Below are 26,730 nucleotides of genomic sequence, written 5' to 3' on the forward strand. Positions count from 1 at the left end.
GGGGTTACCTGCCCCACTTACAATCCCTGCCGCATCACCCACCCCCTACGAGGTCTTGTCCGCAATGCCCAAGAGCCCCCGGCCACGCGCCCGTTTCAGCTTCTCCCCCTCCGTGCGTGCCCTCTTCCTGGCCGCTGCGACCTGTGCCGTGGCGCTGCCCGCGCTGTCCGCCGTCGAACATGAAGAAGTCGACAAGCTCATGCAGGCCGGCAAGCTCGACGAAGCCATGACGAAGGCCGACGCCTTCCTCAAGGACAAGCCGCGCGATCCGCAGATGCGCTTCCTCAAGGGCGTGATCCAGCTCGACACCGGCAAGCGCGCCGAGGCCATCGCCGCATTCACGCAGCTCACGCAGGACGCACCCGAGCTGCCCGAGCCGTTCAACAACCTGGCCGTGATCTACGCAAGCCAGAACCAGTTCGACAAGGCGCGCGCCGCGCTCGAAAGCGCCATCCGCACCAACCCCAGCTACGCCACCGCCCAGGAAAACCTCGGCGACGTGTATGCACGGCTCGCCAGCCAGGCCTACAGCAAGGCGCTGCAGCTCGACCAGAACAACACGGCCGTGCAGCCCAAGCTGGCGGTGATCCGTACGCTCTTCACGCCGACGCCTGCGCTGGCGGGCGGCAAGCCGGGCACGCTGGTTGCGGCGGCTGCGCCTGTACCGGCGCCTGCTCCCGCCCCTGCTCCCGTGGCAAAGGCCGTTACACCTGCACCTGCACCGGTTCCCGCACCTGCGCCCGCCGCACCGCCGCCCGCCAAGGTCGCGGCGGCGCCCGCCCCGGTGGCCGCCGCGCCCAAGGCGCCCGAGCCAGCGCCCGCCCCGGCACCGTCGCCCGCGCCCGCGGCAAGCCCGGCCGCCAACGCCGAGGTCGAATCGGCCGTGCGCGCCTGGGCTTCGGCGTGGGCCAGCCAGGACATGGACCGCTACCTCGCGGCCTACGGCAGCGACTTCACTCCCGGCGGCGGCCAGAGCCGCAAGAGCTGGGAACAAGACCGCCGCGCCCGCATCGTCGGCAAGTCCAGCATCAGCGTGAACATCGAGAACCTGGTCATCAAGGTCGACGGCGACAACGCCACGGCCAAGTTCCGCCAGATCTATCGCGCCGACAACCTCAACGTCTCCAGCCGCAAGACGCTGGACATGCAGCGCTCCGGCAATCAGTGGCACATTCGCAAGGAAAGCGTCGGCGGCTAGTGGCAGACATCGTCCGGCGCGGCCGGCTTCAGAATCCTCCGTTCCGTCCGCGCAGCGGACACCTGCTGGCAGCGCTGATGGCAGCCTCGGCGCTGATGCTCGCGGCACCGGGTGCCGCGCTCGCGTCGGCTGCGGCCAAGCAGAGCAACGCGAAAGCCGGCAGCGGCAGCGGCGCCTCCAAGTCCAAACCCAAGGCGGTGGGCAACAGCCGCGCTCCCGCCGCGCACGGCGCACGCGCTTCCGCCAGGGAGGCGAAGGAAGCCAGGGGCGGCAAGAAGGCCGCGGTGGCCGAAACCAAGGCAGCCGCCGCCAAGCCCGCCCGCAGGCCGGCGCGCGCCGCCGCGCCGATCCAGGAGGCCAGCAACGCCGAGGCACGCCTGATCGCCGTCTACGAAATGTTCGGCCGCGGCCAGGCTCGTCCCGCGCTCGCCAAGGCCCGTGACCTGGTGCGCGACTACCCGAACTTCCAGCTCGCGCAGCTCGTCTATGGCGACCTGCTCGCGGCCCAGGTGCCGCCGTCGAACAGCCTGCCCGACACCGCCAGCATCGCCAGGATGCGCGGCAACCCGGCCATGGCCGAACTGCACGAAGAATCGCGCCGCCGCCTGCAGGCCCTGCGCGAACGGCCACCGGCCAACACCGTGCCGTCGCAGTTCCTGGCGCTCTCCACGCGCAGCCGCTATGCCATTGCGGTCGATGCCTCGCGCTCGCGCCTGTACCTGTTCGAGAACAGCGACAAGGGCCTGAAGCTCACGGCCGACTACTACATCTCGGTCGGCAAGTCGGGCACCGACAAGGCCACCGAAGGCGATGCCCGCACGCCGCTGGGCGTGTACTACATCACCAGCAGCCTCGACCCGAAGTCGCTCAAGGACTTCTACGGCGCAGGCGCCCTGCCCATCAACTACCCCAACCCGTACGACGTGCGGCGCGGCAAGACCGGCGGCGGCATCTGGCTGCACGGCACCCCGCCCCAGCAGTTCGCACGGGCGCCACTGGCCAGCGACGGCTGCGTGGTCATGGCCAACCCCGACTTGAAGCAGCTTTTGCGAAAAGTGCAAATCGGCGCAACGCCGGTGGTCACCGCACGCAGCCTGCAATGGATTTCGCAGCCGCAGGCCGAAAAAGAATCGCAATCCATTTCCAGCGCAATAAATGGCTGGAAAGACGCGCGGGCCAATGGAAATGAAGCGCAATTGAAGAAATTCTATTTGCCGGATTTCCAGCGCATCAGCAAGAAATCCACCGAAGGCATTTCAGCCGTCGACGACGAAGTGAAATACGCGCAGGGCAAGCGTGTGCAGCTCAAGGACATGTCGTTCCTCCACTGGCGGGACGGTGACGACACGATGGTGGTTACCTTCGGCGAAGTGTTCGAAGGCGAGAAGAGCGGTCGCTCACGGCGCCAGTACTGGCTGCGCCAAGGCAGCGAGTGGAAGCTCTTCCACGAAGACATCCTCGGCTGAACCCCTGCTGACCACGCGGGTACGACCGCTGAGTCGTGACATTTTGCTCACGCTTTCCGGCTTTTTTCAGCGTTACAAATCGTGCTTTGTGGCCCCGTGCTACGTAACGCGTAACGGGTTTGTACCCGTAACGCAGCCCTTTCGCGCGTTCCCGGCGCCGTAACGTTCCCCTCCCCACTTCATGGGAGGTCGGACGCGGCCTACAGAGGGAAAAATTAACCTTCAAAGTGTTGGTTGGCCGATCGTCCTTCCCCCGGGACCCGGCCGGCGGAAAGCTGGCCGCCATCGTGCTTACACCTTTTGGCTAGCACAGCTAAGTGTGTGTCTTGTGGGTTTCTCTTGTTGATACACGGAGTTACTGTGTATAACATCCACCCCACCAGCCTTTGTTAACACTTACTGAAAGGGGTAAATCATGCATAGCTCAATTACTCGTTTTTTAAAGGACGAGGAGGGTGCGACCGCAGTTGAGTACGGAATTATTGCGGGATTAATTGCAATGGCGATCGTGGTCGCCACCACCGGCGTCGGCACCAAGCTCTCGGGCCTTTTTGACTACATTGCCGGCAAAGTCACCGCCCCCTCCACGCCTAGCTCTTAGCACCGCGCCGCCCCCTTTTTCCATCCGCCAAATACTCCTTGAAGGATCTAGTCATGCTCAACTCAATTTCTCGTTTTCTGCGCGACGAAGAAGGCGCAACTGCTGTCGAGTACGGAATCATTGCCGGCCTCATCGCCGTCGCGATCGTGACAGCCACCACTGGTGTGGGCACCAAGCTGACCGGACTGTTCAACTACATCGCCGGCAAGGTCACGGCCCCCGGCACCGCAACAGGAGCCTGAACGCAACCAGCAATTCCCCGATGCAATTGGCATGTCTGCTGTGGTTGCTGTTCGTCGCCGTCTATGACTTCCGTCAACGCCGCGTTCCCAACTGGCTCGTGCTCGCCGGCGCCGCAGTGGCGCTGGCCGCACTCGCCCTCGGGACGCAGCCCTTCGGCATCGAATGGTCCACCGCACTCACGGGAGCGGCCGTCGGCTTCGGCGCCTTGCTGCTCCTGTACGCCGTTGGCCTCATGGGAGCTGGCGACGTGAAATTCGCAGGCGCGCTCGGACTCTGGGTGGGCCTGCAGGCTTTGCTGCCGATCTGGGTCGTGGCCAGCCTGCTGGCAGGCCTTCACAGCGCGCTCTGGCTCGCGCTGCAGCGCTGGCCCGTGGCACCGCGGCTGTCTCTGATGTTGCTGGGGCGCTCGTCGGCGACCAGCAACGGCGCAGCGCCCACGACGGCGCGCAAGCGCATCGTTCCCTACGCAGCCTATCTGTCGCTGGCCACCGCGGCCTGGATGGTCTGGGGGCGACAGAGTTAGCAGTCATCTGCCTCTGTCACAGCAGGCCCTTCATTCCTCCAGTCCCATGATCGCTTGCCCCCAAATCTTCATCCGCCGTCCATGATCAACCTCACCAAGATCCTCGCCGCCATCCTCGTGCTCCTGGCCATCGCACTCGGTGGCTACGCCTGGATGCTGAGCCGCCAGGCACCCGCTCCCGTCGCGGCGGCCACGGGCCCCGCCGCAGCCCCCACCAAGGCCAAGGAGGTGCTGGTCTACCCGGTCGTCGTGGCAGCCAAGACACTGCCCGCAGGCGAGGCGATTCCCGCGGATGCACTGCGCGTGGAGCGCCTGACGATCAACCCGGCGGGCGCGTTCCAGGATGCATCCGTGGCGGCCGGACGCGTGCCGGTGATCGATCTCGCCGAAGGCACCCCGCTGATGGAAAACCAGCTCGTCTCCGGCCTTGCGCTGCGCGTCGCGGAAGGCGAGCGCGCGGTCGCGATCAAGACCGACGAGATCATGGGCGCGGGCAACAAGATCCAGCCCGGCGACTTCGTCGACGTGTTCATCACGCTCAAGTCGGACGGCAAGGACGTCGACCGCAGCCAGGCGCGACTGCTGCTCTCCCGCAAGCGCGTGCTGGCCTTCGGCAGCGCATCCGTCGACGGCATGCCGTCCAAGTCGCCCGACAAGGCGGCCGCCCAGCAGGCCCAGCGCAACGAGATGGCACGCACCGCCGTGCTGGCGGTGCCGGTGGACGAGGTGAACCGGCTGACCATCGGCGACGCCAGCGGCCGACTGATGCTGGCACTGCGCAATCCCAATGACATGTCGCAGCCGGACCCGAAGCTCTTCGCCGAACTTCCCACCGCATTGCAACCCGTGTCGTCCAAGGCGGGCGAGGCGCGCCGCGCGCCACTCGAAGGACTCGATCTCGCACAGGCCGGCCTGACCGCTCTCGACCTGTCCACCGGCGGCCAGGGGTCGAACGTCAAGCCCGCGGCCGTCGAAGCGCGCGCGGTTGCCGCCACTGCCAACCGGCGCGCCGCAACCGGCACCGGCACGCGCGGCGGCCTCCAGGTCGAAGTGATTCGCGGCGAGCGCAGCGAAACCGTGAACTACTGATCGAACAGCCAGCAGATACCGCCTTCCAGGAAGAACACATGCACCACACGCCTCGCGCGCAATCGACCCGAGCCGCTAGAAGCAGCAGCCCCGTCCAGCTTTCATCGCGGCTGCTGCGCCCGTCCCTGGTCGCCCTGTGCGCGATGACCCAAGCCGTCTGGCCGCTGGCATCCACCGCCGCCGATGCAAAGACCGCAATGCAGCAGCCCGTGCAGCGGGCACTCGTCCTGGATGCCGGTACGCAGAAAGAGCTGCTGCTCGACAAGGGAATCGACCGGATGGCGATCGGCGACGAGGCCGTGGCCAACGTCACCATCACCCGCAAGACACCGAGCTCCGCAGCGGCACGGCTGATCGTGACCGGCAAGGCCGCGGGGCGCACCTCGCTGATGGTCTGGGAAAAGGGCAGCACCGTGGCCACCACCTACCCTATCGAAGTGCGGCGCCGTTCGTCCACGCTCACCGGCACCATGGACAACATGATCACGCACCAGGCCGCGCGAGAGACGGCGCTGGCCAGCGCCCCCGAGAAGACGGAGCTGATCGACCGCTCGGTGGTGAACGTGCGCAGCAGCACGGTGCAGGTCGAAGTCAAGGTGGTGGAATTCAACCGCAGCGTGCTCAAGCAGGCGGGGCTGAACATCTTCAGCACCCGCCCCAATTCGAGCGGATTCAGCTTCGGCGTTTTCTCGCCGTCCTCCCTCTCGTCTGCAAGCTTTGCCGCCAATGGCCAGATCACCGGCGAATACAACAACCCGCTGGCGCAGGCCTTCGACCTGCTGTTCAACTTCAGCAAGGCCGGCATCGGCTTGAACGTCGGCTTCCTCGAAGGCAACGGCATGGCCCGCGTGCTTGCCGAGCCCACGCTGGTGGCGCTGTCGGGCCAGAGCGCCAGCTTCCTGGCCGGTGGCGAGTTGCCGATTCCCGTGCCGCAGGGACTGGGCACCACGAGCATCGAATACAAGCCTTTCGGCATCGGCCTCACGCTGACACCGACCGTGCTTTCCAACGAACGCATCGTGCTCAAGGTCGCGCCCGAGGCCAGCGATCTGGACTACACGAACGCACTCAACCTGAACGGCATCGCCGTGCCAGCCATCACCACGCGCCGCGCTGACACCACGGTGGAGCTCGGCGACGGCGAGAGCTTCATCATCGGCGGCCTCGTCAGCCGCACCACCTCCTCGAACGCCAGCAAGGTGCCATTGCTCGGCGACCTGCCGATCATCGGCACCTTCTTCAGCAAGAACAACTACCAGATGAGCGAGAAGGAACTGGTGATCCTGGTCACGCCGCACCTGGTGAAGCCCATTGCGCGCGGCACCGACCTCGCACCGTACCTGCCCGGCGGCGCCGAGCAACGCGATGGCGCGGTATGGCGCTCGTACTTCCTCGGCGGCTTGATCGACACGCCGGTTCCCGGCTTCTCCCGCTGAGCACGATGACGCGGACCATGCATCGCAGCAGGCAGGCCCCATGAACGCTCCACGCGACAGCATTCCCGAGACAGGCAGCGAGACCTACCTGTTCGCGTCGAGCAACGGCAGCCACATCACGTGGCTGACCGATGCGCTCGGCACGCTGGGGTCGGTGGTGATCCTTGCGCCGGACACCAAGTCGATCGACGAGCGCATCGCGCTGCTCGGGCCGGTGGCGGTGTTCATCGATTTCTCTCCCGACCAGGGCGCCCACGCCATCCAGCTCCACCAGCGCCTGAAGCGCGACTGGCCCACGCTGCCGGTGCTGGCAACCGGCGTGTCGGCCGAACCCGCCGCCATGCTCTCCGCATTGCGCGCGGGCGTGGACGATTTCATCGACATGGCCGCGCCGCCCGCCGATGCGGTGACGACGCTGCGCGCCCTGCTCGACCGCCGCAGCACCCTGCAAGGCGGCACACGCGGCAGCACGCTGGCATTGCTGGGCGCGCGTGCCGGACTCGGCGTGACCACGCTGGCAACCAGCCTGGCCCTGACGCTGCACGACCAGCTCGCGCAGGCACCCGCGCGCCCGCAGGGCCGCAGCTCCAGGCACGGCGTCGCGCTGCTCGACCTGGGCCTGCCTGCACGCGACGGCCTGCTCTACCTCGACACACAAAGCGGCTTCAGCTTCGTCGACGGCGTGCGCAACCTGCGCCGGCTCGACCAGACCCTGCTGCACACGGCGCTGGCGCACCACACCAGCGGCGTGGCCATCCTGCCGCTGCCCGCGAGCCTCGCGCAGGTGCGCGAGATCTCGCATGCCGACTCCGTCGCGCTGATCAAGCGGCTGGCCGACTTCTTCGACTTCCAGGTCGCCGACCTCGGCGGCTTCTCGACCATCGACTTCATGGCGCAGACGGTGCGCGAGGCGCAGCAGGCATGGGTCGTGTGCGACCAGAGCATCGGCGGCATCGTGTCCACCGCCAACATGCTCAAGGAACTGCGCGCGCGCAACGTCGAGACCGACCGACTCTCCCTGGTGGTCAACAAGTTCGACAGCCATGTCGGCCTCACGGCCAAGGACATCGCCGAACGGCTGGAGCTGCCGCTGCGCCATGTGCTGCCTTCGCGCAGCGCACAGCTGATGGCGGCTGCGAGCCGCGGAGAGATGCTGGTGCGTACCTCGCGCAGCGACCCCTACTCGCAGGCGGTGACGGGCCTGGCCCGCAGCCTGCACCAGGAATACATGTCTGCCACGGGCCAACCTCCGGCCAAGGATCCACGCTGGGTTGCGCTCATGTCGCAAGTCACCGGCCTCTGGAAGAGTTCACACGAAGGCTGAACCCATGTCCACCGATATCGAATTCGCCGACGACGACCAGGCGTTCATCAACTCCCAGCAGTTCCAGGACATCAAGAGCTGGACGCACGACCACCTGCTCAGCCGCATCGAGGAGCTGGGCGCGGAGTTCGGCCGCTGGTCGCGCGCCTCGATCCAGCAGTTCGTCGAACTGGAGGTCGACAGCTTCGTGCGGCTGCGCCGCGTGCCGATCAACGACCGCGAGATGCAGCTCATCTCCGACGCGCTGACCAAGGAACTCGCGGGCTTCGGGCCGCTGGAAGACCTGCTCAACGACCCGGCCGTGGAAGACATCCTGATCAACGGCTACCAGAACGTGTACGTGTCGCGCCACGGCATGCTGGAGCGCGAGACGGTGCGCTTCGCCGACTCGGAGCATGTGATGCGCATCGTGCGCCGCATCCTCGCGCCGCTGGGCCGCCGGCTCGACGAGTCGAACCCGATGGTCGACGCGCGCCTGCCCGACGGCGGCCGCATCAACGTGATCATCGAGCCGCTGGCCATCGACGGCCTCTCGGTGTCGATCCGCAAGTTCCGCAAGGAGCCGCTCACGCCGATGGACCTGGTGAAGCTCGGCACCTTCGACGCCGGCATGGCGCAGCTGCTGGAGATCGCGGTGCGCGCGCGCTGCAACATCCTCGTGAGCGGCGGCACCAGCTCGGGCAAGACCTCGCTGCTGAATGCGCTCGCGAGCTACATACCCGCGCGCGAACGCGTCATCACCATCGAAGACACGGCCGAACTGTCGCTCGGCACCAGCCACGTGGTGCGGCTCGAAAGCCGACCCGGCGGCTTCGACGGCACGGGCGTGGTGTCGATCCGCGACCTGCTGCGCAACAGCCTGCGCATGCGGCCCGACCGCATCATCGTGGGCGAAGTGCGCGGCGCCGAGGTCATCGAGATGATGCAGGCCATGAACACCGGCCACGAAGGCTCGATGGGCACCATCCACGCCAGCTCGCCGCGCGAGTGCCTCTACCGCCTGGAGATGCTCGCGGGCTTCGCGGGCTACCAGGGCAGCGAAGTGAGCCTGCGCCGGCAGATCGCCAACGCCATCGACTTCATCGTGCAGATCGGGCGCCTGTCGGGCGGCCAGCGCCGCATCATTTCGCTGAGCGAGGTCACGGGCGTCAACGACAACGTCGTCGCCATGCAGGAGCTCTACCGCTACGAGCCGGTCGTCTCGCCGGACGGCGAGGAACGCGACCGCTGGGTGTCGCTGGGCATCGCGCCGCACTCGCCCAAGATCACGCGCTTCCGGCAGTCGATGGCGCGTGCGCATGGAGACAACCGTGCGTGAAGCCCTGCTCATCGTGGCGTGCATCGCGCTGCTGATGGCGGCGGCGGGGCTCATGCTGTGGCAGTGGGCGAAGAACAGGCAGGTGCGACTGGCCACCGAGCGGCACCTGAGCCAGCAGATCCTCGCGACCAGCACGGCGACCACGCCGATACCGATGCCTGTGAGGGACAGGGAGCTTCCGGGAGAAGGAATGTCGTCGACCTTGACGACGGATCCGTGGCTCGACACCAGCCCCGCGACCACCGAGGCCGCGCAGGCCAGCCTGCTGGAGCGGGCAATGCCAACATGGCTGGTGGGCGTAGTCCAGCCTCGAACGGTGGTCATTTCGCTAGCGCTTGGCCTAGCCTTGACCGCGCTGACCTTTGCATTCGCAGGAGGGCTGGCTGCACTCGGCGTACTGTTTCTGCTGACCCTTGGAGCGAGCTTCTCTCTTTGGTGGATCTTGCAGAAATCTCGCCGGAAGCTTGTCAAACAACTGCCAGCTTATATCGACGCGATGGTTCGCCTAATCACCATCGGCAACTCCACTCAAGCAGCTTTTCAACTGGCGATCGCCACCACAGAGGCTCCGCTGCGCGGCCATCTGGAACGCTCAGCATCGCTGGTTCGTGCTGGAATGGACATCGATCGTGCTTTGCACCAGACAGCCACCAACGTACGTATCGAGGAAATGTTTCTCCTGGCATCGATCCTGGGCTTGGGCGTGCGCTACGGCGGTCGCGCCGACCTGTTGCTGGAGCGTGTAGGAAATTTCATGCGCGACCGCGAGCAAGCGGATCAAGAACTGCATGCCATGTCTTCAGAAATTCGCCTCTCCGCGTGGATTCTTGGCTTGCTTCCAATCGCCGTAGGCTCTTTTCTTATTCTGAACAACCCAGGATTCTTCCTGGGAATGTGGAATGACGATACCGGCCGAATTCTGGTCTATGCCTCTGCCGGCTTACAGTTGATAGGCGCAGCGCTTCTCTACAGGTTGGCGAGACTGGCATGACACTCACGCCCAACCAATTGGCTGCCCTGAGTATTGGGCTATTGGCACTGGCGCTTGTCATAGGTGCAGGCGCTCTGATTGCCGGCGAGATCCGACGTATTCGGAGCGGAAAAGTCATTGGTCGCGCCATTCAACAGGCTGCCGTTACACCAACGATGCAGTCCGCCACGCAGTCCAGCACCGAGGTCGAAGACGCATTTCGTCCCGAGCTCGATCTGCCGTTCCACTGGCTGAATACACGACTTGGGCGAGCCTTGGTCGCAGATGAAGATCGAAGCCTCATCGATCAATGCGGCTTCCCATCAAAACGAACGCAGCTGATCTTTCTGATTACGCGCATCTCACTTGCTTTTGCTCTTCCCATTTTGATTTATGCCTTCTGGGGAGGTAAACAGGAACAAGGCATGTTCCCGATTCTTCTGGCCGCCGGAGCGGCTGTTGGATTCATGGCTCCAAAGTGGGTACTGGGCCGCATAGCCGCCGGCAGACGTGAGCGAGCAGGACGGGAGTTACCGCTTTTCATAGATTTGTTGCGACTCCTCCAGGGTGTTGGACTCAGCCTTGACCAGAGTCTGCAGATCATGGCGACCGATTTTTCGCACGTGCTTCGCGTCCTTGGATACGAGCTGACCTTGGCCAATGCGCAATACAGCCGGGGACGCACCCGCGAGCATTCACTGCATCGCCTTGCGACGCTTCACGGCAATGAAAACCTTCGAGGTCTGGTATCGCTGCTGGTGCAAGTCGACCGCCACGGCGGTGCGGTTCAAGAGCCTCTGCGCGTATTCAGCGAACGTCTGAGGGAGAGTCGGCGCTCGGAGATGAAAGAGCGTATCGGAAAGATCACTGTGAAGATGACCGCAGTCATGGTCACCACGCTGCTGCCAGCGCTGATCATCGTTACAGCAGGGCCGGGCTTCGTCGCGATATTCAATTCTCTTGGAGCTATCAGCAAATGAGAAAACTCACCTCATCGCGGTGCTCGACACGCACTATCCGACTTCTGACCTGCGCGGCCATTGCGACAACGGTCTGGACTATCACTGGATGCAGCCTGCTCAAAGAATCGAGCGCGTACGTGGCCAGCGCCAACGCCCAGGAACGCGCGGCCGCCGAAGCGTCCGCGGAAACCAAGTCGAGCGCGAACATCGACAGCAAGGCCACCTACCTCAAGCTCGTGGAGCAGATGCAAAAGGATGGCCTGTGGTTTGCGTCGCTCGCGCATATCGACGCGCTCGAGCAACGCTGGGGCGTATCGCCGGAATCCACCCGCTTGCGCGCCGACGCCTTGCGCCATACCGATCAGGCCGCGCTCAGCGAGCAGGCCTACAAGCGCCTGATCGGCACACCGCTGGAGAGTGCCGGCTACCGAGGCCTCGGCCTGCTGGCCGGTGCGCGCGGCAGCTACGCGGAGGCAGTGCAGTTGCTCGGAAAGGCGCAGCGCCAGACACCGACCGATGCCCTCCTGCTCAGCGACCTGGGCTACGCCAGCCTGCGTGCGGGACAGATCGAGGAAGCCCGGCTGCCGTTGATGCAGGCGCTGCAGCTGCGCCCGAACAGCACGCAGGCACAGTCCAACCTTGCGCTCTACCTCGAAGTCACCGGCCAGCGCGAGCAGGCGGACCGGTTGATGGAAGTCAACCGCATGCCCGCGGCGTCGCGTGCAGCCGTGCGCGATGCCGCGCAGCAGATGCGCCGGGGCGGTACCCCGCCGCTCGCGGCGACCGGGGCGGCGCCAGTCGTCGCTGCACTGCGGCCGCTTGCGAGCACGCCGCAGCCCGTGCGCGACGACACCGTGCCGCCCCCGTTGATGCTCAAGGCATCGCGCTGGGCCGGCATGGGCGGCCTGCGAACGGCCAGCCAGCTGAATCCGTCCGTCGCCGACTCCGCGCTGTCGATGCCACCGAACTCCACCCCACAAGGTACCCAATGAAAAAAGAACACGCCCATCGCCTCGCCCTGCTGGCCGCCGTGTTGGTGATCGCTGCGCCCGCCGCAGCGGCACAAGAGGCTGCGAAGCCAGTCCAGCTGGAAGCACCGCCGGCCGCCGCTCAACCGGTACAAAACGGCCCGGAAGAAATGAATACGGAGAGAGAAGTCGTCTATGAGCGGCCGCAGGTCGGCGACGCCACACAGGGCTTGCTCGCATGGCAGCGCAGCGGCGAAATTGCCTCCCCCACGCCACGTCCGATTGCCGGCGACGTGGCAAGTCGCAGCTATGAGCGCTACATGAAGAGCTTCGAGTTTCCGATTCCGGAGCGCATGAGTTCGATAGTCAAGTCGTCCTCGGCGGGGAGTGGGGCGAGCAAGTAGCGCTCGCTACTGGTTTGGCTGTCGGAAGGTAACCATGAAATCACCGGGCATTCGTACCTCGGCACGCAGCCAGCGCGGCGTGTATGCAGTCGAGTTCGCGCTGGTGTTTCTCATCCTGTTTGCGTTGATTTACGGAATCATCTGCTACGGGATGATCTTCACGTTTCGCATGGGCTTGCAAAACGCGGCGGAGGACGGCGCGCGCGCGGCGCTTCAATACCAGAATACGGTGGATGGTCGCAGGCAACGCGCACAAACCGTGGCGGGAATCCAAAGCAACTGGATGCCTTCCATCGTGAATCTGGCACCGATGGCAAAAGTCTGCACCGTCGAAGATGGCAATTGCGCTTCGCCTAAATGCGGAACCACTTGGGTCATGCGTTGCCAAGTCGTCGTGACGATCACAGCAAGTAACCTTCGTGCATTGCTACCGCCGCTTCCGAATTTCGCGGTTCCCGATCAGATCGTCGGCCAGGCCACCATGCTGCTTGACGGAAAGTCGCAATGACCGCGATCAAGAGAGCATCCCTCGGCAGAGGCTCGGCCAGGCTGCAGAGTGGCTTGGCAGCGATCGAGTTCGCGCTTGTTTTCGTGGTTCTTTTTCTTGCCGTTTATGGCGTAGCTTCGGTCGGCGCCGTGCTCTACGTACAGCAGGTTGTCTCGCGCTCGGCAGAGGACGGTGCAAGAGCAGCCTTGCAGCTAAGTCTCGATGTCGCAGCCAACGACAGCCGGGTCCAGTCTGCCGTTTACCAGTCCCTTGCATCGTCGTCGATAACGCCTTCCGCGGCAGGAAGCTCCATTGCCTCGAAGTTCGCCTGGCTGAAATCCAATGTGCCCGCGAGCCTGATCACCGTGGATCTTTCCATTCCGACTCAGATCACGGTGAGAGTCGCGTACCCCTATGGGAGCAATCCCATCGTTCCCCCGCTGCCATTCACGGGACTTGCTGTTCCCACCAACTTGCGGGGCAAGGCAACGACGGCCAAGCCCTTGCCTTGAGGTTTCTATGTGGCCACTCTTTCAAAGATCAGCATCACATAGGAATCGGCAACGTGGTTCTGTGCTCGTCAACGCGGCCATTGCGTTGAGCTTGATCATCATCACGCTGGTCGGCACCGAGATCGGGTATCTGTTCTTTCTGAAAAGGGAATTTCAGAAGTCGGCCGATCTCGCAGCGCTGTCGGGAGCCCAGGCACTCACCACGAGCAGTTGTGCCGAGGCCACGACCGCCGCCATTTCGAATGCATCACAGAATCTGCCGACGGGATTTCAGCTGAACTCGGCCGATGTGGTCTGCGGTCGCTGGGACCCGTCGAGCATACCGGGGCCCAAGTACTTCTCCGCAGGTGTAGCGCCTTTCAACGGTGTGCAGATCTCGTTGCAGCGAACGCCTCCGATGCTGCTGACGGGAATCTCGGGCGGCATTCAACGCCAGATCCAGGTGCAGGCACTTGCAGCCAAGGATGAACCGTCAGTTGTTTTTTCCGTGGGCGCCAAACTCGCCGATGTAAGTTCGGGAGGCGCGCTGACCTCCATCTTGAAGATCGCTGGCGTGAATGTGGATAACGCCTGCGTTGGTTGCTATACAGGCCTTGTGACCGCCAATATCTCCGCGGGCGATTTGTTGAGCGCGCTAGGAATACCGGTGAGCGCAGACCTGACGGTTGGCGGCTTGAACGCGCTCCTAGCGGCCAAGAAGGTCAGCATCGGGCAGCTTGTCAACGTCATTGCAACGCTTGCCAATCAAAGCGGCCTCCTGACCGCCAACGCGCAGCTTCTTGGCGCCTTGGCAAATGCCGGTATCAATGTCGACTCCCTCCTGGTGCAAGTCGGCACCGATTCCGCCGCCACCGACGGCGCCCGGGGCCTGTTCACGGTCATCAAGGCCCCTACGACTTCTGCAGCCCTGAACACCCAGATCAACGCTTTCGATCTGCTAAAGACGGCCCTCAGCGTAGGGACGTCGCAACACGCCGTGACGTTGAATCAGCAAGTGGGGGCGCTAGGACTCAACGTCGAAGCACGCGTAATCGAACCGGCGTCCATCGGCATCGGCGGTGTAGGCACCACGGCGTACAACTCGCAAGTAAGAGTTTTCGCCTCCATCAATACGAATACGAGCATCGTAGGGGGCATCCTGAGTACATTGGCTACGCAAATAACTCTTCCGATATCCATCGATATCGGAAATTCGCTTGGCACCGTGACCAACATCGATTGCAGTTCGACGCCGACCAAGGCGACCATAAAAGTCGACGCACCTCTTCTCAGCGCCTGCATCGGACAGATCTCCTCCACCGCGCTTTGGTCCAAGTCCAATGTCTGCCAGACCGATCTGCAGCCCATGTCCCTGGTCAGGATCCTGGGAGTGGATCTGCTGGCGGGGAAAGCATATCTGCCGGCACTTCCGAACTCCAGCACTGTGGTCCTGTCTCCGGGGGATACCGTCACAACGGGAGGGAACCCTTTGGTGATCGGCACCACGGTTTCCGCGCTCCTGAGTGACCTCTTGAAGCTGCTTCTCGGGAACGGCGGAAGCGGCAGCGGAACACCTGCGACCCGCCCTACAACACCGGCCATTGCCGCTACGCTGGCGAGTCACTACATTCCGACAACCGTGGGCGCCAGCATGAACCAAAGCGCAGTCGACGCCGTTCAAACGGCCTTGACTGCCGACGGCTTGACGTGGAACCGCCCCACCCTGCTTGGCATACTTTCGCAGTCGATGCCTTCCGAATGGGCAGGCAAAGTGGCCAGTTGCAAGACTTCGTTCAGCAGTTATCAGACTTCTTGCGTTCGCTCCACTCTGGTCGACTCGCTGCAAACCGCGAATCAGAGCGGACTCTTGACTGGCATTCTGAGTAGTCTGGTGCAGCTTGTTTCAGGCCTGCTCGGAGTCGGTGCCTCTGATGGTGGAACTCCTCTGCTGGCAGGCCTCCTTGGCCCACTGGTCAACCTGTTGCAGCCAGCTCTCGACGTTGTAGGCAAGTTTGTCTCCGATCTATTGCAGATGCTGCTTGGATTGCAGCTCGGACAGACCGATGTTCACCTGAATTCCATAAGCTGCCGCAATTCGAAGCTCGTCTATTGAAGAAAGCCGGAGCAAGTTGCCAATTTCCTACCGTTCCTAATGAGCTCTCCCCCCAACTTCGACGAACTCGACCTCTTTGTCTGGGAGGGCAAAGCCGACATCCTCGACCGCATCGCGCGTTGCATGGCGAGCTTCGACGTGGAGGTGATCCGGGCCGACGGGATGCCGCCGCCCGCACCCGAACGCGGGGTGGCGCTGCGCCCCTCGGTCGCGATCATCAGCGTCACCGTCATCGACGGCGGCGGGCTGGCGCATGCGACGGAGCTGCTGCAGGGCATGCCGGTGATCTGGGTCGCGGCGGGTTCGCGCGAGCGGGACTCGCGCACCTATCCGCCAGAGTACCTGCACGTGCTGCCCTACGACTTCACCTGCGCCGAGCTGCGCACGATGGTCGCGAAGCTGGTGCGGCAGTTGCGCGCGCGCGAGGTGGCGCCGCAGGCGCCCGACGTGCTGGTGGCGCACTCCGACGCGATGAAGTCGCTGCTGGCCGAGGTGAACGCCTTCGCCGATTGCGACCACAGCGTGCTGGTGCGCGGCGAAACCGGCGTGGGCAAGGAGCGCATCGCGCAGCAGTTGCACCTTGGGCACCAGCATTACAGCAAGGGCGCTTTCGTGGCGGTGAACTGCGGCGCGATTCCCGACGGGCTGTTCGAGTCGCTGTTCTTCGGCCATACGAAGGGCTCCTTCACCGGCGCGGTGCATGCGCACCGCGGCTATTTCGAGCAGGCCACGGGCGGCACGCTTTTCCTCGACGAAATCGGCGACCTGCCGCGCTACCAGCAGGTCAAGCTGCTGCGCGTGCTCGAGGACAACGCGGTGACGCGGCTCGGGGCGACGTCGCCGATCCGCGTCGACTTCCGCCTGGTGGCGGCGACGAACCGCAACCTGCGCGAGATGGTGGCGAGCGGCGAGTTCCGCGCCGACCTTTTCTACCGCCTTGCGGTGATCGAGCTTCATGTGCCCAGCCTCGAGGAGCGCGGCGAGGTCGACAAGATCGCGATCTTCAAGGCGCTGCTGAGCAACGTGCTGGGCGACGAGCTGGAGACGCTCGGCGAAACGCCGCACTGGCTGAGCGACGCGGTGGCCGAGACCTACTTCCCGGGCAATGTGCGCCAGCTGCGCAACCTCGCGGAGCGCGTGGGCGTGATTGCGCGGCAGCTGCACAGCTGGGACCAGAACCTGATCCAGCGCGCGATTGCGCTGACGCGCGGCACGCCGACACCGACGATCTCGGCGGACCGCAACGGCGCGGGTGGTGGCGGCGGGATCGGGCTTGACGGCAGCAGCGACCGCAAGGGCTGGAACAGCAGCGAGCGCAACCGCATCATCGCGGCGCTCGAGGTCAACGACTGGAAGCGCCAGGACACCGCGCAGCACCTGGGCATCAGCCGCAAGGTGCTGTGGGAGAAGATGCGCAAGTACCAGATCCTCGACGGCGAACCGGGCATTCCCGAAGACGCCTGACCGGCGCCGACGCTCAGGGGATCGACAGCCGCGGAGCCTTGCGCAGCGACGAGCCCGCGCCCCCGGGGCCCGCGGCGCGCTCGACCACCGGCTCGCTCGCGCAGGCGGTGTTGCTCGAGATGCACAGCGCGGCCAGCAGGCCGTCCTCGGTCAGGGCAGGCCGGCTCGGCGCGCCGAAGAGCCGGTCGATCCAGTTGTTCGTGCCCGCGGGGTCGATGCGCAGTTCGCCGGTCGTGCGCGCCAGGCGCAGCTCCGAGATGCGCAGGTCGAACACGCCGTCGACGTAGTCGAACAGCAGCGTGTAGTAGTCGAGTTGCGCATCGAGCACCTTGGGCAGGGTCTCGCGGCCGAATTCCATGAGGCGGCGGCGGCCGCGGAAGGCCTGGCCCGATGTGCTCACGGCTTCCATCAGTTGCCGCTCGCGCTCGCGGCCCGACACAGTGCGCGCCCATGAGGCGGAGGTGAGTTCGAACAGGTTGAGCTTCACGCCGTCAAGCTTGGCCTCCTGGTTCGCGACTTCGGCGAGCGCGGACTTCAGCCGCAACTGCCGGTCGAAGCCGTTGCCGAAATTCCAGTTGAGCTCGAAGGCCGCGCGCGTCGGGTCCTGCGGCGACACGCCTCGCGGATCGCGGCTCTTCACCACCACGGCGTCGAGGGTCGGGTAGAGGCTCGCGTCCTGCTGGTCGGCCAGCGCGCGCGCGCGCTCGATGCGGCCCTGGGCTTCGGCGATCTCGGTGCTGCGTGCCTCGGCGCGGCGCAGCGCCTCTTCCTGCGAGCCGATGCGCCATTGCGGCGGCGCGGCGAGCACGGGCAGCGACTCCACGTTGGGCGAGAACTTGAAGTAGTTGCGGAACTTGGCCATGGCCTCGTCGCGCTGGGCCTGGAAGTCGGACTCGCGCGCGGCCACGAGCGCGCGGCGCGAGGCCGCCATGTTGAGGTCGTTGTCGCCGGTCACCCCCAGCGCGACGCGGCGGGCCTCGGCCTTGGAAAGTTCGGCGACCACCTCGGTGGCCTTGTGCGCGATCTGCTTCTTGAGGTCGTAGCGCTGCACCTGCAGGTAGGCGGTCAGCGCATCCAGCACGACCTTCTGCGAGGTGGTGACGACGGCCTCGTCGTCGGCCTGGTTGCCGGCTTCGGCCGCGCGCTGCGCCGCGCTCATGGCGCCGCCGTCGAGCAGGCTCATGCGGGCCTCGGCGGTGAGCACGGTGTAGCCCTCCGTCCTGGCGCCGGCCAGGCCGCTGTTGTAGTTGCCCGACGACGTACCGATCTTGAAGCGCGGATAGCGCGCCTGCCTGGCGGCATCGACGCTGTAGCTGCTGGTGTTGGCGGCCGCCTGGGCCGTCTGCACTTCGGGGTATTCCTGCGACAGCGCGACCAGTGCCTGCTTCACCTGCTGCGCATAGCTGGCCGCGCCGAGCGATGGCGCGGACAGCCTGCGCGCGAGCACGAGCGGCGGCGGCGGCTCCTGCAGCGCTTCCTGCTGTTGCTGTTCCTGCGCGAAGGCGGCGGGCGGCAGCGCGAAGCTGGCGCACAGCGCCGCGCACACCACGCCGGTGCCTGTGCGGCGCCGGCTGTTCAAGGGGGCGTTCCTCATGGTTCGCGGAAGGCTTCGCGCCGCAGCTTGAGCACGGGTCGCAGGATGTACCAGATGAACGGATCGGTGCCGACACGCAGGTCCACTTCCGATTCCATGCCGGCGGTGATGCGGTTCTCGTCGCGCCCCACGTGCGACTGCGACATGCTGATGAGCAGCCGGTAGTAGGGCGCGCCGTTCGAGATGGCCGGGTCGCGGTCGGCGTCGGCCGCCACGAGCTTGACCTTGCCGTCGACGGCGCCGTAGCGCAGGTAGTCGTAGGCGGTGATCTTCACGCGCGCCGTCTGCCCCACTTCGATGAAGCCACGGTCGTTCGGGTTGAGCCGCGCCTCGACCATGATCTCGTCCTCGTCGGGCACCACTTCGAGAATCGACTCGCCCGGCTTCACCACCCAGCCGGGGCTGGAGTTGCGCAGGCCCTTGACGATGCCGTCCGACGGCGCCTTGACCACCGTGCGCGAACGCTGCGTGCGGGCACGCGCGAGGTCTTCGCTCAGGCTCGCGAACTGGCGCTCGACAGTGGCCAGCTCGTCCGACGCGCGGCGGCGGAAGCGGCCCTCCGCCTCCGCCATCTTGGCCTGCGCCTCGGTGATGGCGGCGTCGGCCGAGACCACGCCCTGCCGCGCCACCGCGAGTTCGCTGCGCACGCTCTCGACCTGGCGCCGCTTCTCGAGCACCTCGACCTGGCCGACCAGCTTCTCGCTGAGCAGTTGCTCGGAAATCTCGAGTTCCTTCTGCATCAGCGCGAGCCGGTCGCCGAGGCCCTTGACCTTGGCCTGCTGCTCCAGCTTCTTGCTGCGTGCCTGCTCCAGTCCCGACACCGCGCCCGCCATGACGCCGCGCTGCTCCAGTGCGCGCGCCTGGTAGGCGCCAGTCTCGCCTTCGAACACGCCCTCGTCGATGTCCTTGGCGAAGGAATCGCGGCGCAGCGGCTGGCCCCGGCTCTCGGCCATGAGCCGCACGCGGGTGGCCTGCGTGGCCGCGTAGCGCGCCGTGAGTTCTTCCAGGTTCAGGCCGCTGCCGCCCAGGTCGATCTCCACCAGCGGCTGGCCCGTCTTGACCTTGTCGCCTTCCTTGACCAGCACGCTGCTGACGATGCCGCCCTCCAGATGCTGGATGGCCTTGACGCGGTCGGAAGGAATCACACGGCCCGGGGCGACGACCACGGTCTCCATGGGAAAGCCTAGGCCGACCAGCGCCAGCACCGCCACCGCCCCGCCGATGATCCATTGCCGCCGCCGTCCCTTCGGCGACGTCTGCGCCGCGCGCCTGTCCTGTTCGTCCTGCAATATCTGCGGCAGATCTGATTTCAAAATTTGCGGCCCCCGTCGCTTGTCGTGTTCACGCCATGGAGCGGGTGGCCGCGGCCCCCGCGCTGTCTTCGCTGTCACCCACCGCCACCAGCGGCTTCTTCACGCCGAACAGCTTGGGCACCATCACCGCCGCGGAGCCCTGCTCGACGTTGCCCTGCCCGGTCACGTGATAGACCACCGAGGCCGCGGAAACGATGCGCAGCGAGTGCGTGACCACCACCACGGTGCGCACCTTGGCCACCGCGAGCATGGTGGCGAGCAGGTTGCGCTCGCTCTGGAAGTCGAGGTCGTTGCTGGGCTCGTCGAGCACCAGCACCGACGGCTTGCGCAGGAAGCTCATGGCCAGCGCGAGCTTGCGCCGCTCGCCGACGGAGAAGCCGGTGCCGCCCTCGCCCACCACCGTGCGGTAGCCGTCGGGCAGGCGCGAGATGAAGTCATGCGCGCCGGAGAGCTTGCAGGCCGCGACGATCTGCTCGTCGCTCTGGCCCGGCGCGCCGCGCCGCATCACGTCGACCAGCGCGCCGCCGAACCAGTAGACCTCCTGCGACAGATAGCTGATCCAGCGCGACAGCTCTTCGCGGCCGAACTGCGAGAGGTCGTATTCGCCGATGCTCACGGTGCCGCGCGTCGGCGTGTACAGGCCCGACACCAGCTTCACCAGCGTCGACTTGCCCGCGCCGTTGCGCCCGACGATCACGTGCAGCCCGCCGGGGCCGATGTCGAGGTCGACGTTTTCCAGCACCGGCTGCTGCGCTGTCTCGGTGAAGCTGAAGCTCACGTCGCGCAGCGTGACGCGGCCCAGCGGCTGCGGCAGTTCCATGCCCGTGGGCGGCTTCTCGACCGGCTCGCGCAGCACGGTTTCGAGCCGCTTGGCGGCTTCCTTCGCGGTGGCCAGCGAGCGCCAGTTCGACACCAGGCCGGCCACCGGCTGCAGCGCCTTGAGCGCCAGCATGTTGGAGGCGACCAGCCCGCCCACCGTCATCCATTGCTCCATCACCGACACCGCACCCACCGTGACCACGATGACCGAGAACACGGTCAGCAGCACGGTGGTGCCGTCGCGCGCGGTTTCGATCTGGCCGTTCTTGGTGAAGCTCTCGGTGAGCCAGGCGTTGTAGGCCTGGCGCCACGTCTCGATGGTGGGGCCGTCGTTGGCCTGCGTCTTCAGCGTCTCGCGCGCATGGCAGATCTCGGAGGTGATGCGGTCCAGGCCGCGCCCGCGCTGCACTTCTTCCACACGGCCGGTGCGCACTTCGTCGGCCCACCACCACGCCAGGAAAGACATGATGGCCAGGAACACGGCCACCACCGGCAGCACCGGCAGCGCGACGATGCCGATCACGACCAGCGCGAAGACGGCCATGGGCAGGTCGAAGATCGATTGCGCGAGGCCGCCGGTGACGGTGCCGCGCACCGAACCCACGTCGCGGAAGTACAGCTGCCACGACGAAGCGGGCCGCGACTCCAGCGCACGCAGCGGGCGCGACAGCATCGAGTTCAGCAAGGCACCCGACACGCCGTGGTCGATGATGGCGCCCGCGTTGCGCAGCAGGCGCGAGCGCCGCGTGCGCAGCCAGAACTCGATGCACAGGAAGAAGAAGATGCCGCTCACCAGCGCGGCGAGCGTCGACGTGCCGCTGCGCGACAGCACGCGGTCGTACACCTGCAGCAGGAAGATCGAAGGCAGCAGCCCGAACAGGCTGATGGGCAGCGAGCGCCACGCCGCGCCCTTGACCAGCGGATACGCCGCGCGAAACGCTTCATGCAGCGCGCCCGCATAGGGGCTGGCACCAGGTTCGTCTGGCGTGTCGGCAACCAGCTGGCTGGGCAAGAGGAACTTGATCATGGGAAAAAGCCGATCCGTCGGGCAATGACGCCTGTCTCATTATCAACTGTTACCCAGCTGTTACAAGGCAAAAATTCACTCTCGACGCGACTCAGCACACAGGCATTCGCACCTTCGACGGAATGGCTTTCACGGACTGCTCCGGTCCCGGTTGCGCGGCGCTTCCCGTAACCGCGCAACCGGCCGGACTCCCTGACCTGACGGCCTTCGCCTGATAGGGCAAACCCTCTGCGAACACCAATGCGATGTTGGCGCACAACAGCATGCAGAGCACCCAGGCGCACAGCAGCTGGAGCCAGCCCAGCCACCAGCGCCGCGGTGCTGCCGATGCCTCATGTTCGTAGGGCGAATGCAATAACGCGTTCCATCTCATGGCAATGCTTTCAAGACCCGGGCTAGCCGGGAAAGACCGATGCCCGCCGAGCTCTTGGCCAGCACCCAGTCGCCCGGCTGCACGAGGCCGCCGAGCGCGGTGGACAGGTCGGACACATCGACGAACCAGTGCGATCGCACCTTGGTGCGAATGCGCGTGTGCAGTGCCCGCATCAGCGGGCCGCACAGCAGCACGCGATCGGGCTGCGAGGCCAGCAGCTCGGCCTCCAGGTCGAGGTGATGGCGCTGCGCGGCGGGGCCGAGCTCCTGCATGTCGCCAAGGATCGCCACGCGGCGCGCCGGCTCGCAGGGGGCCTGCGACAGCATCTCCAGCGCGGCCCGCATCGAGCTCGGGTTGGCGTCGTAGGTCTCGTCGATCAGCTTGAAGCTGCCGCCGCCGATGTGAATGGTGTGCAGCGCGCCGCGCCCGCCCGGCGGTTCGAAGTGCGCAAAGGGCTCGACCGCCGCGGCCAGCGGCAGGCGCAGCGCCTGCAGCGCGGCGAGCGCGGCGATGGCGCTCGCACCCATGTGCCGGCCCGGCGCGTTGAGCCGCAGCTGGAAGGGCTCGCCCGCCACCAGCGCCTGCACCTCGCCGTGGTCGAAGGCGAGCAGGCGCACGTCGGCGTCCTTGTGCTCGCCGTAGGTCACGATCTGCAGCTGCTGCGTCATGGCGGCGTCGGCGAAGGTCGCGAACTCGGGCATGTCGCGGTTCAGCACCACGCTGTCGCCCGGGTTCATCGACTGGAAGATGCGGCTGTCCAGCCGCGCGGCCGCTTCGGAAGGGCCGCGGTGCTTCTGCGACGCGGCCGACAGCCCGGTCACGACGACGAGCGATGGCCGCACCAGCTGCGCGGATGCCGGCATCTGCGACGCGCCCATCTCCATCACCCAGTAGGCCGCGTGCCGCGGCATGCAGGTCATGTTCCAGGCGATGCCCGAAGGCAGGCTGATGTTGCCTTCGGGCTGCGCGACCTCGCCCCACACGGTGAGCGCGCCGGCCAGCATGGCGGTGACGGTGCCGCTGCCGGCGCCGCTGCCGAGCACGCCGCACACGCGGCCGGTGAATTCGCAGCGCGCATGGTCGCCCAGCAGCAGCACGGACTGCAGCACGTTCTGCACTTTCAGCACCGGCACGCGCTTGTCCAGGTGCGGCTTGGGGTCGGTGCACAGCACCGCGGCGGCCGGCTGCAGCACGCCCTTGAGCGTGACGGCCGCCAGCGGCGTCTTCGACGGGCGCGTCTGGTGGTCGAACACCACGCGGCCCTTGCGCATGAAGGAGCGTTGCGTCACGCCGCTGGCGCGCCAGCCGTCCTCGGGCTTGACGACCCACTCGCCGCCGGTGACGCGCGCCATCTCGCTCGCGGTCCAGGCTGGGCCGTCGTCGCGCGCGCCGTTGCCGGCGGGGGCGCCGCCGGTACCGCTGGCGGCGGCCAGTGCGCGGCGCTCCAGCAGGTAGGGGTGGTAGGCCGCGAAGCCCGACACGTACTGCTCCACGTCGTCGATGCGCACGCGGAACGAGTGGTGCCGGATGAAGAAGGACCCCACCACCGTCGACGGCCGGCGGAAGTACATCGCCATCTCGGGCCAGAAGAAGCCGTTGAGCAGGTAGTGCGCGCGGTAGTCGAGCGCGCGGTAGAACTTCTCGGTGTCCAGTTCGTCGAGCAGGTGCCGCATCGCGGGCATGCCCTCGAGCCGCTGCAGCATCTGCTGCGCGGCCAGCATGAGCTCCAGCAGCGTCGGAAACGTGGTCTTGCGGTCGAGCACGAAGTCCAGGTACCCCGCCACGTTCTGCAGGCCGAAGCGAAAGTACTTCTCCTGCGGGCTCCAGTGCGTGAGCTCGTTGACGCAGCAGCTCAGCCAGTGGTCGTGCGACTGCCATTGCTGGCCCGCGATGAAATAGTCGAAGGCCTTCTCGACCACCGCCAGCCACTGCGGGTCGCGCGTGAGGCTGTACAGGCGCATGAGGCCGTAGACCGCCTCGCCGTCGTAGTAAATGATGCGCGAGGCCTGCTTGACCGACAGGTCGGTCGCATGCAGCACGTGGTTGAAGCGGCCGGTCTCCGGGTCTTGCAGCGACGCGATGCCGAGCGCGAGCTTGTCGATGAGCGGCAGCCAGTGGCGCGTATCCATCAGCTCGCAGTACTTCACGAGCGCGAGCACGCAGGCCGCGTTGCCGCCCAGCTTGATCTCGCCGCCGGTGTCCACCAGGAAGGCCGCGGCGCGGCCGTCGGGCAGCGTGTAGTCGCGGATCAGCCAGCTGGTCAGGTGGTCGATCGCGCGGTCGATGGCCGAGCGCAGGGTCTCGTCGCGCGTGAGCTCCCATGCCTCGAGCATGGCGTAGACCGCGCTCGCGTGGCGCATGGCGTCGTAGGTCGGAATGCGCCGGTCGAAGCACGGGAAGTAGCCGTACACGAACAGCCCGTCGCTCTGCACCTGCCGCGCGAGGTAAGCCGAACCGCTGCGCACGAGGTCGAGCACCGATTGCGGGTTGAGCGCCGGCAGCTGCCGCCGGCCCGCGTCGAGCCCCGTGCCGACGAGCTTGTGCACCACGCCGTCGGGCTGGCAGAACACGCCCACCATCGCGAGCAGGTAGACCGGATGTTCGGCCGGCATGTCCAGCGGCGGCGCGCGCTCGAAGCGGGCCAGGCCGTAGACCTCGAAGTTGCGCAGATTCACCACCGAGTGCGCGATGGTCGAATCGCCGCACAGCATGGCGTTGGCGTTGAGCTCCTGCTCGGTGAAGGCGAGCTCGAAGTCCTGGTCAAAGGCCAGGCCGAGGCGGAAGTAGTTGCGCTTGACCGCGGTGAGCTGCGTCTTGAACTGCACCCACTCCATCGGGCTCGCGCCCTCGACCCAGTCGATGCGCAGCCACGGCGACACGATGCCGCGCTCGCGCACCCAGCGCCCGACGGACTCCGCGCCCTCGCGCCATGCCGTCTCGAAGTCGGCGGCGCGCGCATGCACCACGTGGGCACGCTGCGAACCGTCGCTGACCGAGAAGAACAGCGTGAACGCCGGGTACGGGGCGGGCAATGCCGCGCACACCGACACCAGGCGTTCATGGCAGGCATGGAGCTGATCCTGGAAAGACATCATGCGGCCCCGATCGAATGCGGGAAACCGGTCGCGCCCGTCATCTGCCCATGCCTCGACGTTTGCGCGGACCGGAAACTGCCGTCGAAGTCATCGCGTGGCACCGGCTTCAGCGGTAGCTGAATTCGGCGCGGCGATTGAGCTGATAGCCCTCCTCGGTGGTTGCGAGCGACGCGGGTTTCTCCGTGCCCCAGCTGATGGCCTCGATGCGCTCGGCCGGCACGCCCAGTTGCGTGAGCGCGCGCTGCACGGCGTCGGCACGGCGCTGGCCCAGCGCCAGGTTGTATTCGCGGCCGCCGCGCTGGTCGGTGTTGCCTTCGATGACGACCCGGCTCGACGTCCGGTTGCGCATGTAGCTCGCGTGCGCCTCGACGATCTTCATGTACTCCGGCTTGATGTTGTACTTGTCGAAGTCGAAGTAGACGATCTTCGAGACGCCCGCCGGGCCGTTCTGCACCGGCGGCGGCGCAGCGGGCTCCACCCTCGGCACCGCGCTGGTGGCCTTGTTCGAGTAGTAGTAGGTCGCATCGTCGCGACCGGTCTTGGGGGCCGCGCAGCCGACCAGGATGGCTCCGAGTGCGACGATGGCCAGTATCCGGAAATTCTTTTTCATATCCAATCCTTTCGCGGGACAGGCCGGTGGCGGCCTGTCCCTGGTGCTTCCGCTCCCCACCCCTCCTTCTGCTGTTCTTGTGGATCAGCCCAGCAGGCCGTGAAGGATGTTGGTCACCGGCGACAGCGCGCTGCCGGCCGGGCTGTGCTCGACCAGGCTGGTGATCGGCGTCACGACTTCGTTCACCAGCGGCGCGGCCGTGTGCTCCACGGTGTTCACCACGCTGCTGACGACATCGGTCACCGGTGCGGCCGCATGCGACGAGCCCGCCAGGATGTCGGTCACCGGCGCCGTCGCGTCGGAACCCGCGTGCGTGGCGTTCGAGGCCACGGAGCTGACGGTGTCGGTCACGCCGCTGACGGCGCTCGTCGCCGGCTGCAGGATGTTGGCCACCGGGTTGCTGCCGCCCAGCAGGCCACCGAGCAGGCCGCCGACGAGGCCGTCGTTGCCCAGCAGGCTGCCGACCAGGCCGTCGTTGCCGACGACGCCGCCGAGCGGGCCGTCCGAGCCGCTGCCGCCGCCGAGCAGACCGCCCACGAGGCCGTCGCTGCCCAGCACGCCGCCGAGCAGACCGCCTTCGCTGCCGCCGAGCACGCCACCCAGGACGCCGTCGCTACCCAGCACGCCGCCGAGCAGGCCGCCTTCGCTGCCGCCAAGCACGCCACCCAGGACGCCGTTGTCGCCCAGCACGCCGCCGAGCAGGCCGCCTTCGCTGCCGCCGAGCACGCCGCCCAGGACGCCGTTGTCACCCAGCACGCCGCCGAGCAGGCCGCCTTCGCTGCCGCCAAGCACGCCACCCAGGACGCCGTTGTCGCCCAGCACGCCGCCGAGCAGGCCGCCTT

Annotated in this window: 22 protein-coding genes and 1 pseudogene; 17 read left to right on the forward strand and 6 right to left on the reverse strand. The window is 66.2% G+C overall.

Features of this window, described 5'->3' with window-relative positions; translation table 11 throughout:
- Positions 1 to 64: 64 nt before the first annotated feature.
- From QRN67_RS21035 to QRN67_RS21115, 17 genes are all read left to right on the forward strand, one after another.
- Positions 65 to 1,198 carry a nuclear transport factor 2 family protein gene (locus QRN67_RS21035; RefSeq protein ID WP_285413401.1) on the forward strand — a complete coding sequence of 378 codons (1,134 nt, stop codon included), beginning with the start codon at positions 65 to 67 and terminating at the stop codon, positions 1,196 to 1,198.
- Complete coding sequence (locus QRN67_RS21040; protein WP_285413402.1) at positions 1,198 to 2,664, forward strand: L,D-transpeptidase family protein; 1,467 nt, start codon at positions 1,198 to 1,200, stop codon at positions 2,662 to 2,664. Before QRN67_RS21035 ends, QRN67_RS21040 begins: the two co-directional genes overlap by 1 nt.
- Positions 2,665 to 3,079: 415 nt before the next feature.
- Positions 3,080 to 3,265 carry a Flp family type IVb pilin gene (locus QRN67_RS21045; protein WP_285413404.1) on the forward strand — a complete coding sequence of 62 codons (186 nt, stop codon included), beginning with the start codon at positions 3,080 to 3,082 and terminating at the stop codon, positions 3,263 to 3,265.
- 53 nt (positions 3,266 to 3,318) lie between these two features.
- Positions 3,319 to 3,507 (forward strand): Flp family type IVb pilin, encoded by a 189-nt coding sequence (locus QRN67_RS21050; RefSeq protein ID WP_285413405.1) that lies wholly within the window; start codon positions 3,319 to 3,321, stop codon positions 3,505 to 3,507.
- 20 nt (positions 3,508 to 3,527) lie between these two features.
- On the forward strand, positions 3,528 to 4,031 hold the full coding sequence (locus tag QRN67_RS21055; protein ID WP_285413406.1) for an A24 family peptidase: 504 nt from the start codon (positions 3,528 to 3,530) through the stop codon (positions 4,029 to 4,031).
- An 81-nt stretch (positions 4,032 to 4,112) separates the two neighbouring features.
- Positions 4,113 to 5,120, forward strand: a complete 1,008-nt coding sequence (gene cpaB, locus QRN67_RS21060) for a Flp pilus assembly protein CpaB (protein WP_285413407.1) — start codon at positions 4,113 to 4,115, stop codon at positions 5,118 to 5,120.
- 38 nt (positions 5,121 to 5,158) lie between these two features.
- Positions 5,159 to 6,556, forward strand: a complete 1,398-nt coding sequence (locus QRN67_RS21065; RefSeq protein WP_285413409.1) for a type II and III secretion system protein family protein — start codon at positions 5,159 to 5,161, stop codon at positions 6,554 to 6,556.
- Positions 6,557 to 6,596: 40 nt separating this feature from the next.
- Entirely contained in the window at positions 6,597 to 7,880 is a 1,284-nt protein-coding gene (locus QRN67_RS21070; RefSeq protein ID WP_285413410.1) for a CpaE/TadZ family protein, read from the forward strand.
- 4 nt (positions 7,881 to 7,884) lie between these two features.
- On the forward strand, positions 7,885 to 9,198 hold the full coding sequence (locus tag QRN67_RS21075; RefSeq protein WP_106936837.1) for a TadA family conjugal transfer-associated ATPase: 1,314 nt from the start codon (positions 7,885 to 7,887) through the stop codon (positions 9,196 to 9,198).
- On the forward strand, positions 9,191 to 10,189 hold the full coding sequence (locus QRN67_RS21080) for a type II secretion system F family protein (RefSeq protein WP_285413411.1): 999 nt from the start codon (positions 9,191 to 9,193) through the stop codon (positions 10,187 to 10,189). Before QRN67_RS21075 ends, QRN67_RS21080 begins: the two co-directional genes overlap by 8 nt.
- On the forward strand, positions 10,186 to 11,148 hold the full coding sequence (locus QRN67_RS21085) for a type II secretion system F family protein (RefSeq protein WP_285413413.1): 963 nt from the start codon (positions 10,186 to 10,188) through the stop codon (positions 11,146 to 11,148). The genes QRN67_RS21080 and QRN67_RS21085 overlap by 4 nt, the downstream gene beginning before the upstream one ends.
- A 119-nt stretch (positions 11,149 to 11,267) precedes the next feature.
- Entirely contained in the window at positions 11,268 to 12,122 is an 855-nt protein-coding gene (locus QRN67_RS21090) for a tetratricopeptide repeat protein (RefSeq protein WP_285413414.1), read from the forward strand.
- Positions 12,119 to 12,502: a DUF3613 domain-containing protein gene (locus tag QRN67_RS21095; protein ID WP_285413416.1), complete on the forward strand. Its 384-nt coding sequence runs from the start codon at positions 12,119 to 12,121 to the stop codon at positions 12,500 to 12,502. Before QRN67_RS21090 ends, QRN67_RS21095 begins: the two co-directional genes overlap by 4 nt.
- A gap of 34 nt (positions 12,503 to 12,536) precedes the next feature.
- The gene (locus tag QRN67_RS21100; RefSeq protein WP_285413417.1) at positions 12,537 to 13,010 is read left to right on the forward strand and encodes a TadE/TadG family type IV pilus assembly protein; all 474 of its coding nucleotides are present in this window, start codon (positions 12,537 to 12,539) and stop codon (positions 13,008 to 13,010) included.
- Positions 13,007 to 13,501, forward strand: coding sequence for a TadE/TadG family type IV pilus assembly protein (locus tag QRN67_RS21105; protein WP_285413418.1), 495 nt, complete (start codon positions 13,007 to 13,009; stop codon positions 13,499 to 13,501). Before QRN67_RS21100 ends, QRN67_RS21105 begins: the two co-directional genes overlap by 4 nt.
- A 7-nt stretch (positions 13,502 to 13,508) precedes the next feature.
- Positions 13,509 to 15,593, forward strand: a complete 2,085-nt coding sequence (locus QRN67_RS21110) for a TadG family pilus assembly protein (RefSeq protein WP_285413419.1) — start codon at positions 13,509 to 13,511, stop codon at positions 15,591 to 15,593.
- Positions 15,594 to 15,632: 39 nt separating this feature from the next.
- Complete coding sequence (locus QRN67_RS21115; RefSeq protein ID WP_081270813.1) at positions 15,633 to 17,057, forward strand: sigma 54-interacting transcriptional regulator; 1,425 nt, start codon at positions 15,633 to 15,635, stop codon at positions 17,055 to 17,057.
- Positions 17,058 to 17,070: 13 nt separating this feature from the next.
- On the opposite strand, the gene QRN67_RS21120 is transcribed toward QRN67_RS21115, so the two are convergent.
- From QRN67_RS21120 to QRN67_RS21145, 6 genes and pseudogenes are all read right to left on the reverse strand, one after another.
- On the reverse strand, positions 17,071 to 18,636 hold the full coding sequence (locus QRN67_RS21120; protein ID WP_253820010.1) for a TolC family protein: 1,566 nt from the start codon (positions 18,634 to 18,636) through the stop codon (positions 17,071 to 17,073).
- 11 nt (positions 18,637 to 18,647) lie between these two features.
- Positions 18,648 to 19,964, reverse strand: a complete 1,317-nt coding sequence (locus QRN67_RS21125) for an HlyD family type I secretion periplasmic adaptor subunit (protein ID WP_081270811.1) — start codon at positions 19,962 to 19,964, stop codon at positions 18,648 to 18,650.
- 28 nt (positions 19,965 to 19,992) lie between these two features.
- Positions 19,993 to 21,810 (reverse strand): peptidase domain-containing ABC transporter, encoded by a 1,818-nt coding sequence (locus tag QRN67_RS21130; RefSeq protein ID WP_285413420.1) that lies wholly within the window; start codon positions 21,808 to 21,810, stop codon positions 19,993 to 19,995.
- 369 nt (positions 21,811 to 22,179) lie between these two features.
- Positions 22,180 to 25,278, reverse strand: coding sequence for a glutamate ligase domain-containing protein (locus QRN67_RS21135; protein WP_285413421.1), 3,099 nt, complete (start codon positions 25,276 to 25,278; stop codon positions 22,180 to 22,182).
- A gap of 106 nt (positions 25,279 to 25,384) precedes the next feature.
- Positions 25,385 to 25,888 carry a peptidoglycan-associated lipoprotein Pal gene (gene pal, locus QRN67_RS21140; RefSeq protein WP_106936825.1) on the reverse strand — a complete coding sequence of 168 codons (504 nt, stop codon included), beginning with the start codon at positions 25,886 to 25,888 and terminating at the stop codon, positions 25,385 to 25,387.
- An 84-nt stretch (positions 25,889 to 25,972) separates the two neighbouring features.
- A pseudogene (locus QRN67_RS21145) lies at positions 25,973 to 26,730 on the reverse strand (hypothetical protein); the annotation flags it as partial.

The organism is Variovorax sp. efr-133-TYG-130 (assembly GCF_030208835.1).
GTDB lineage: Bacteria > Pseudomonadota > Gammaproteobacteria > Burkholderiales > Burkholderiaceae_C > Variovorax.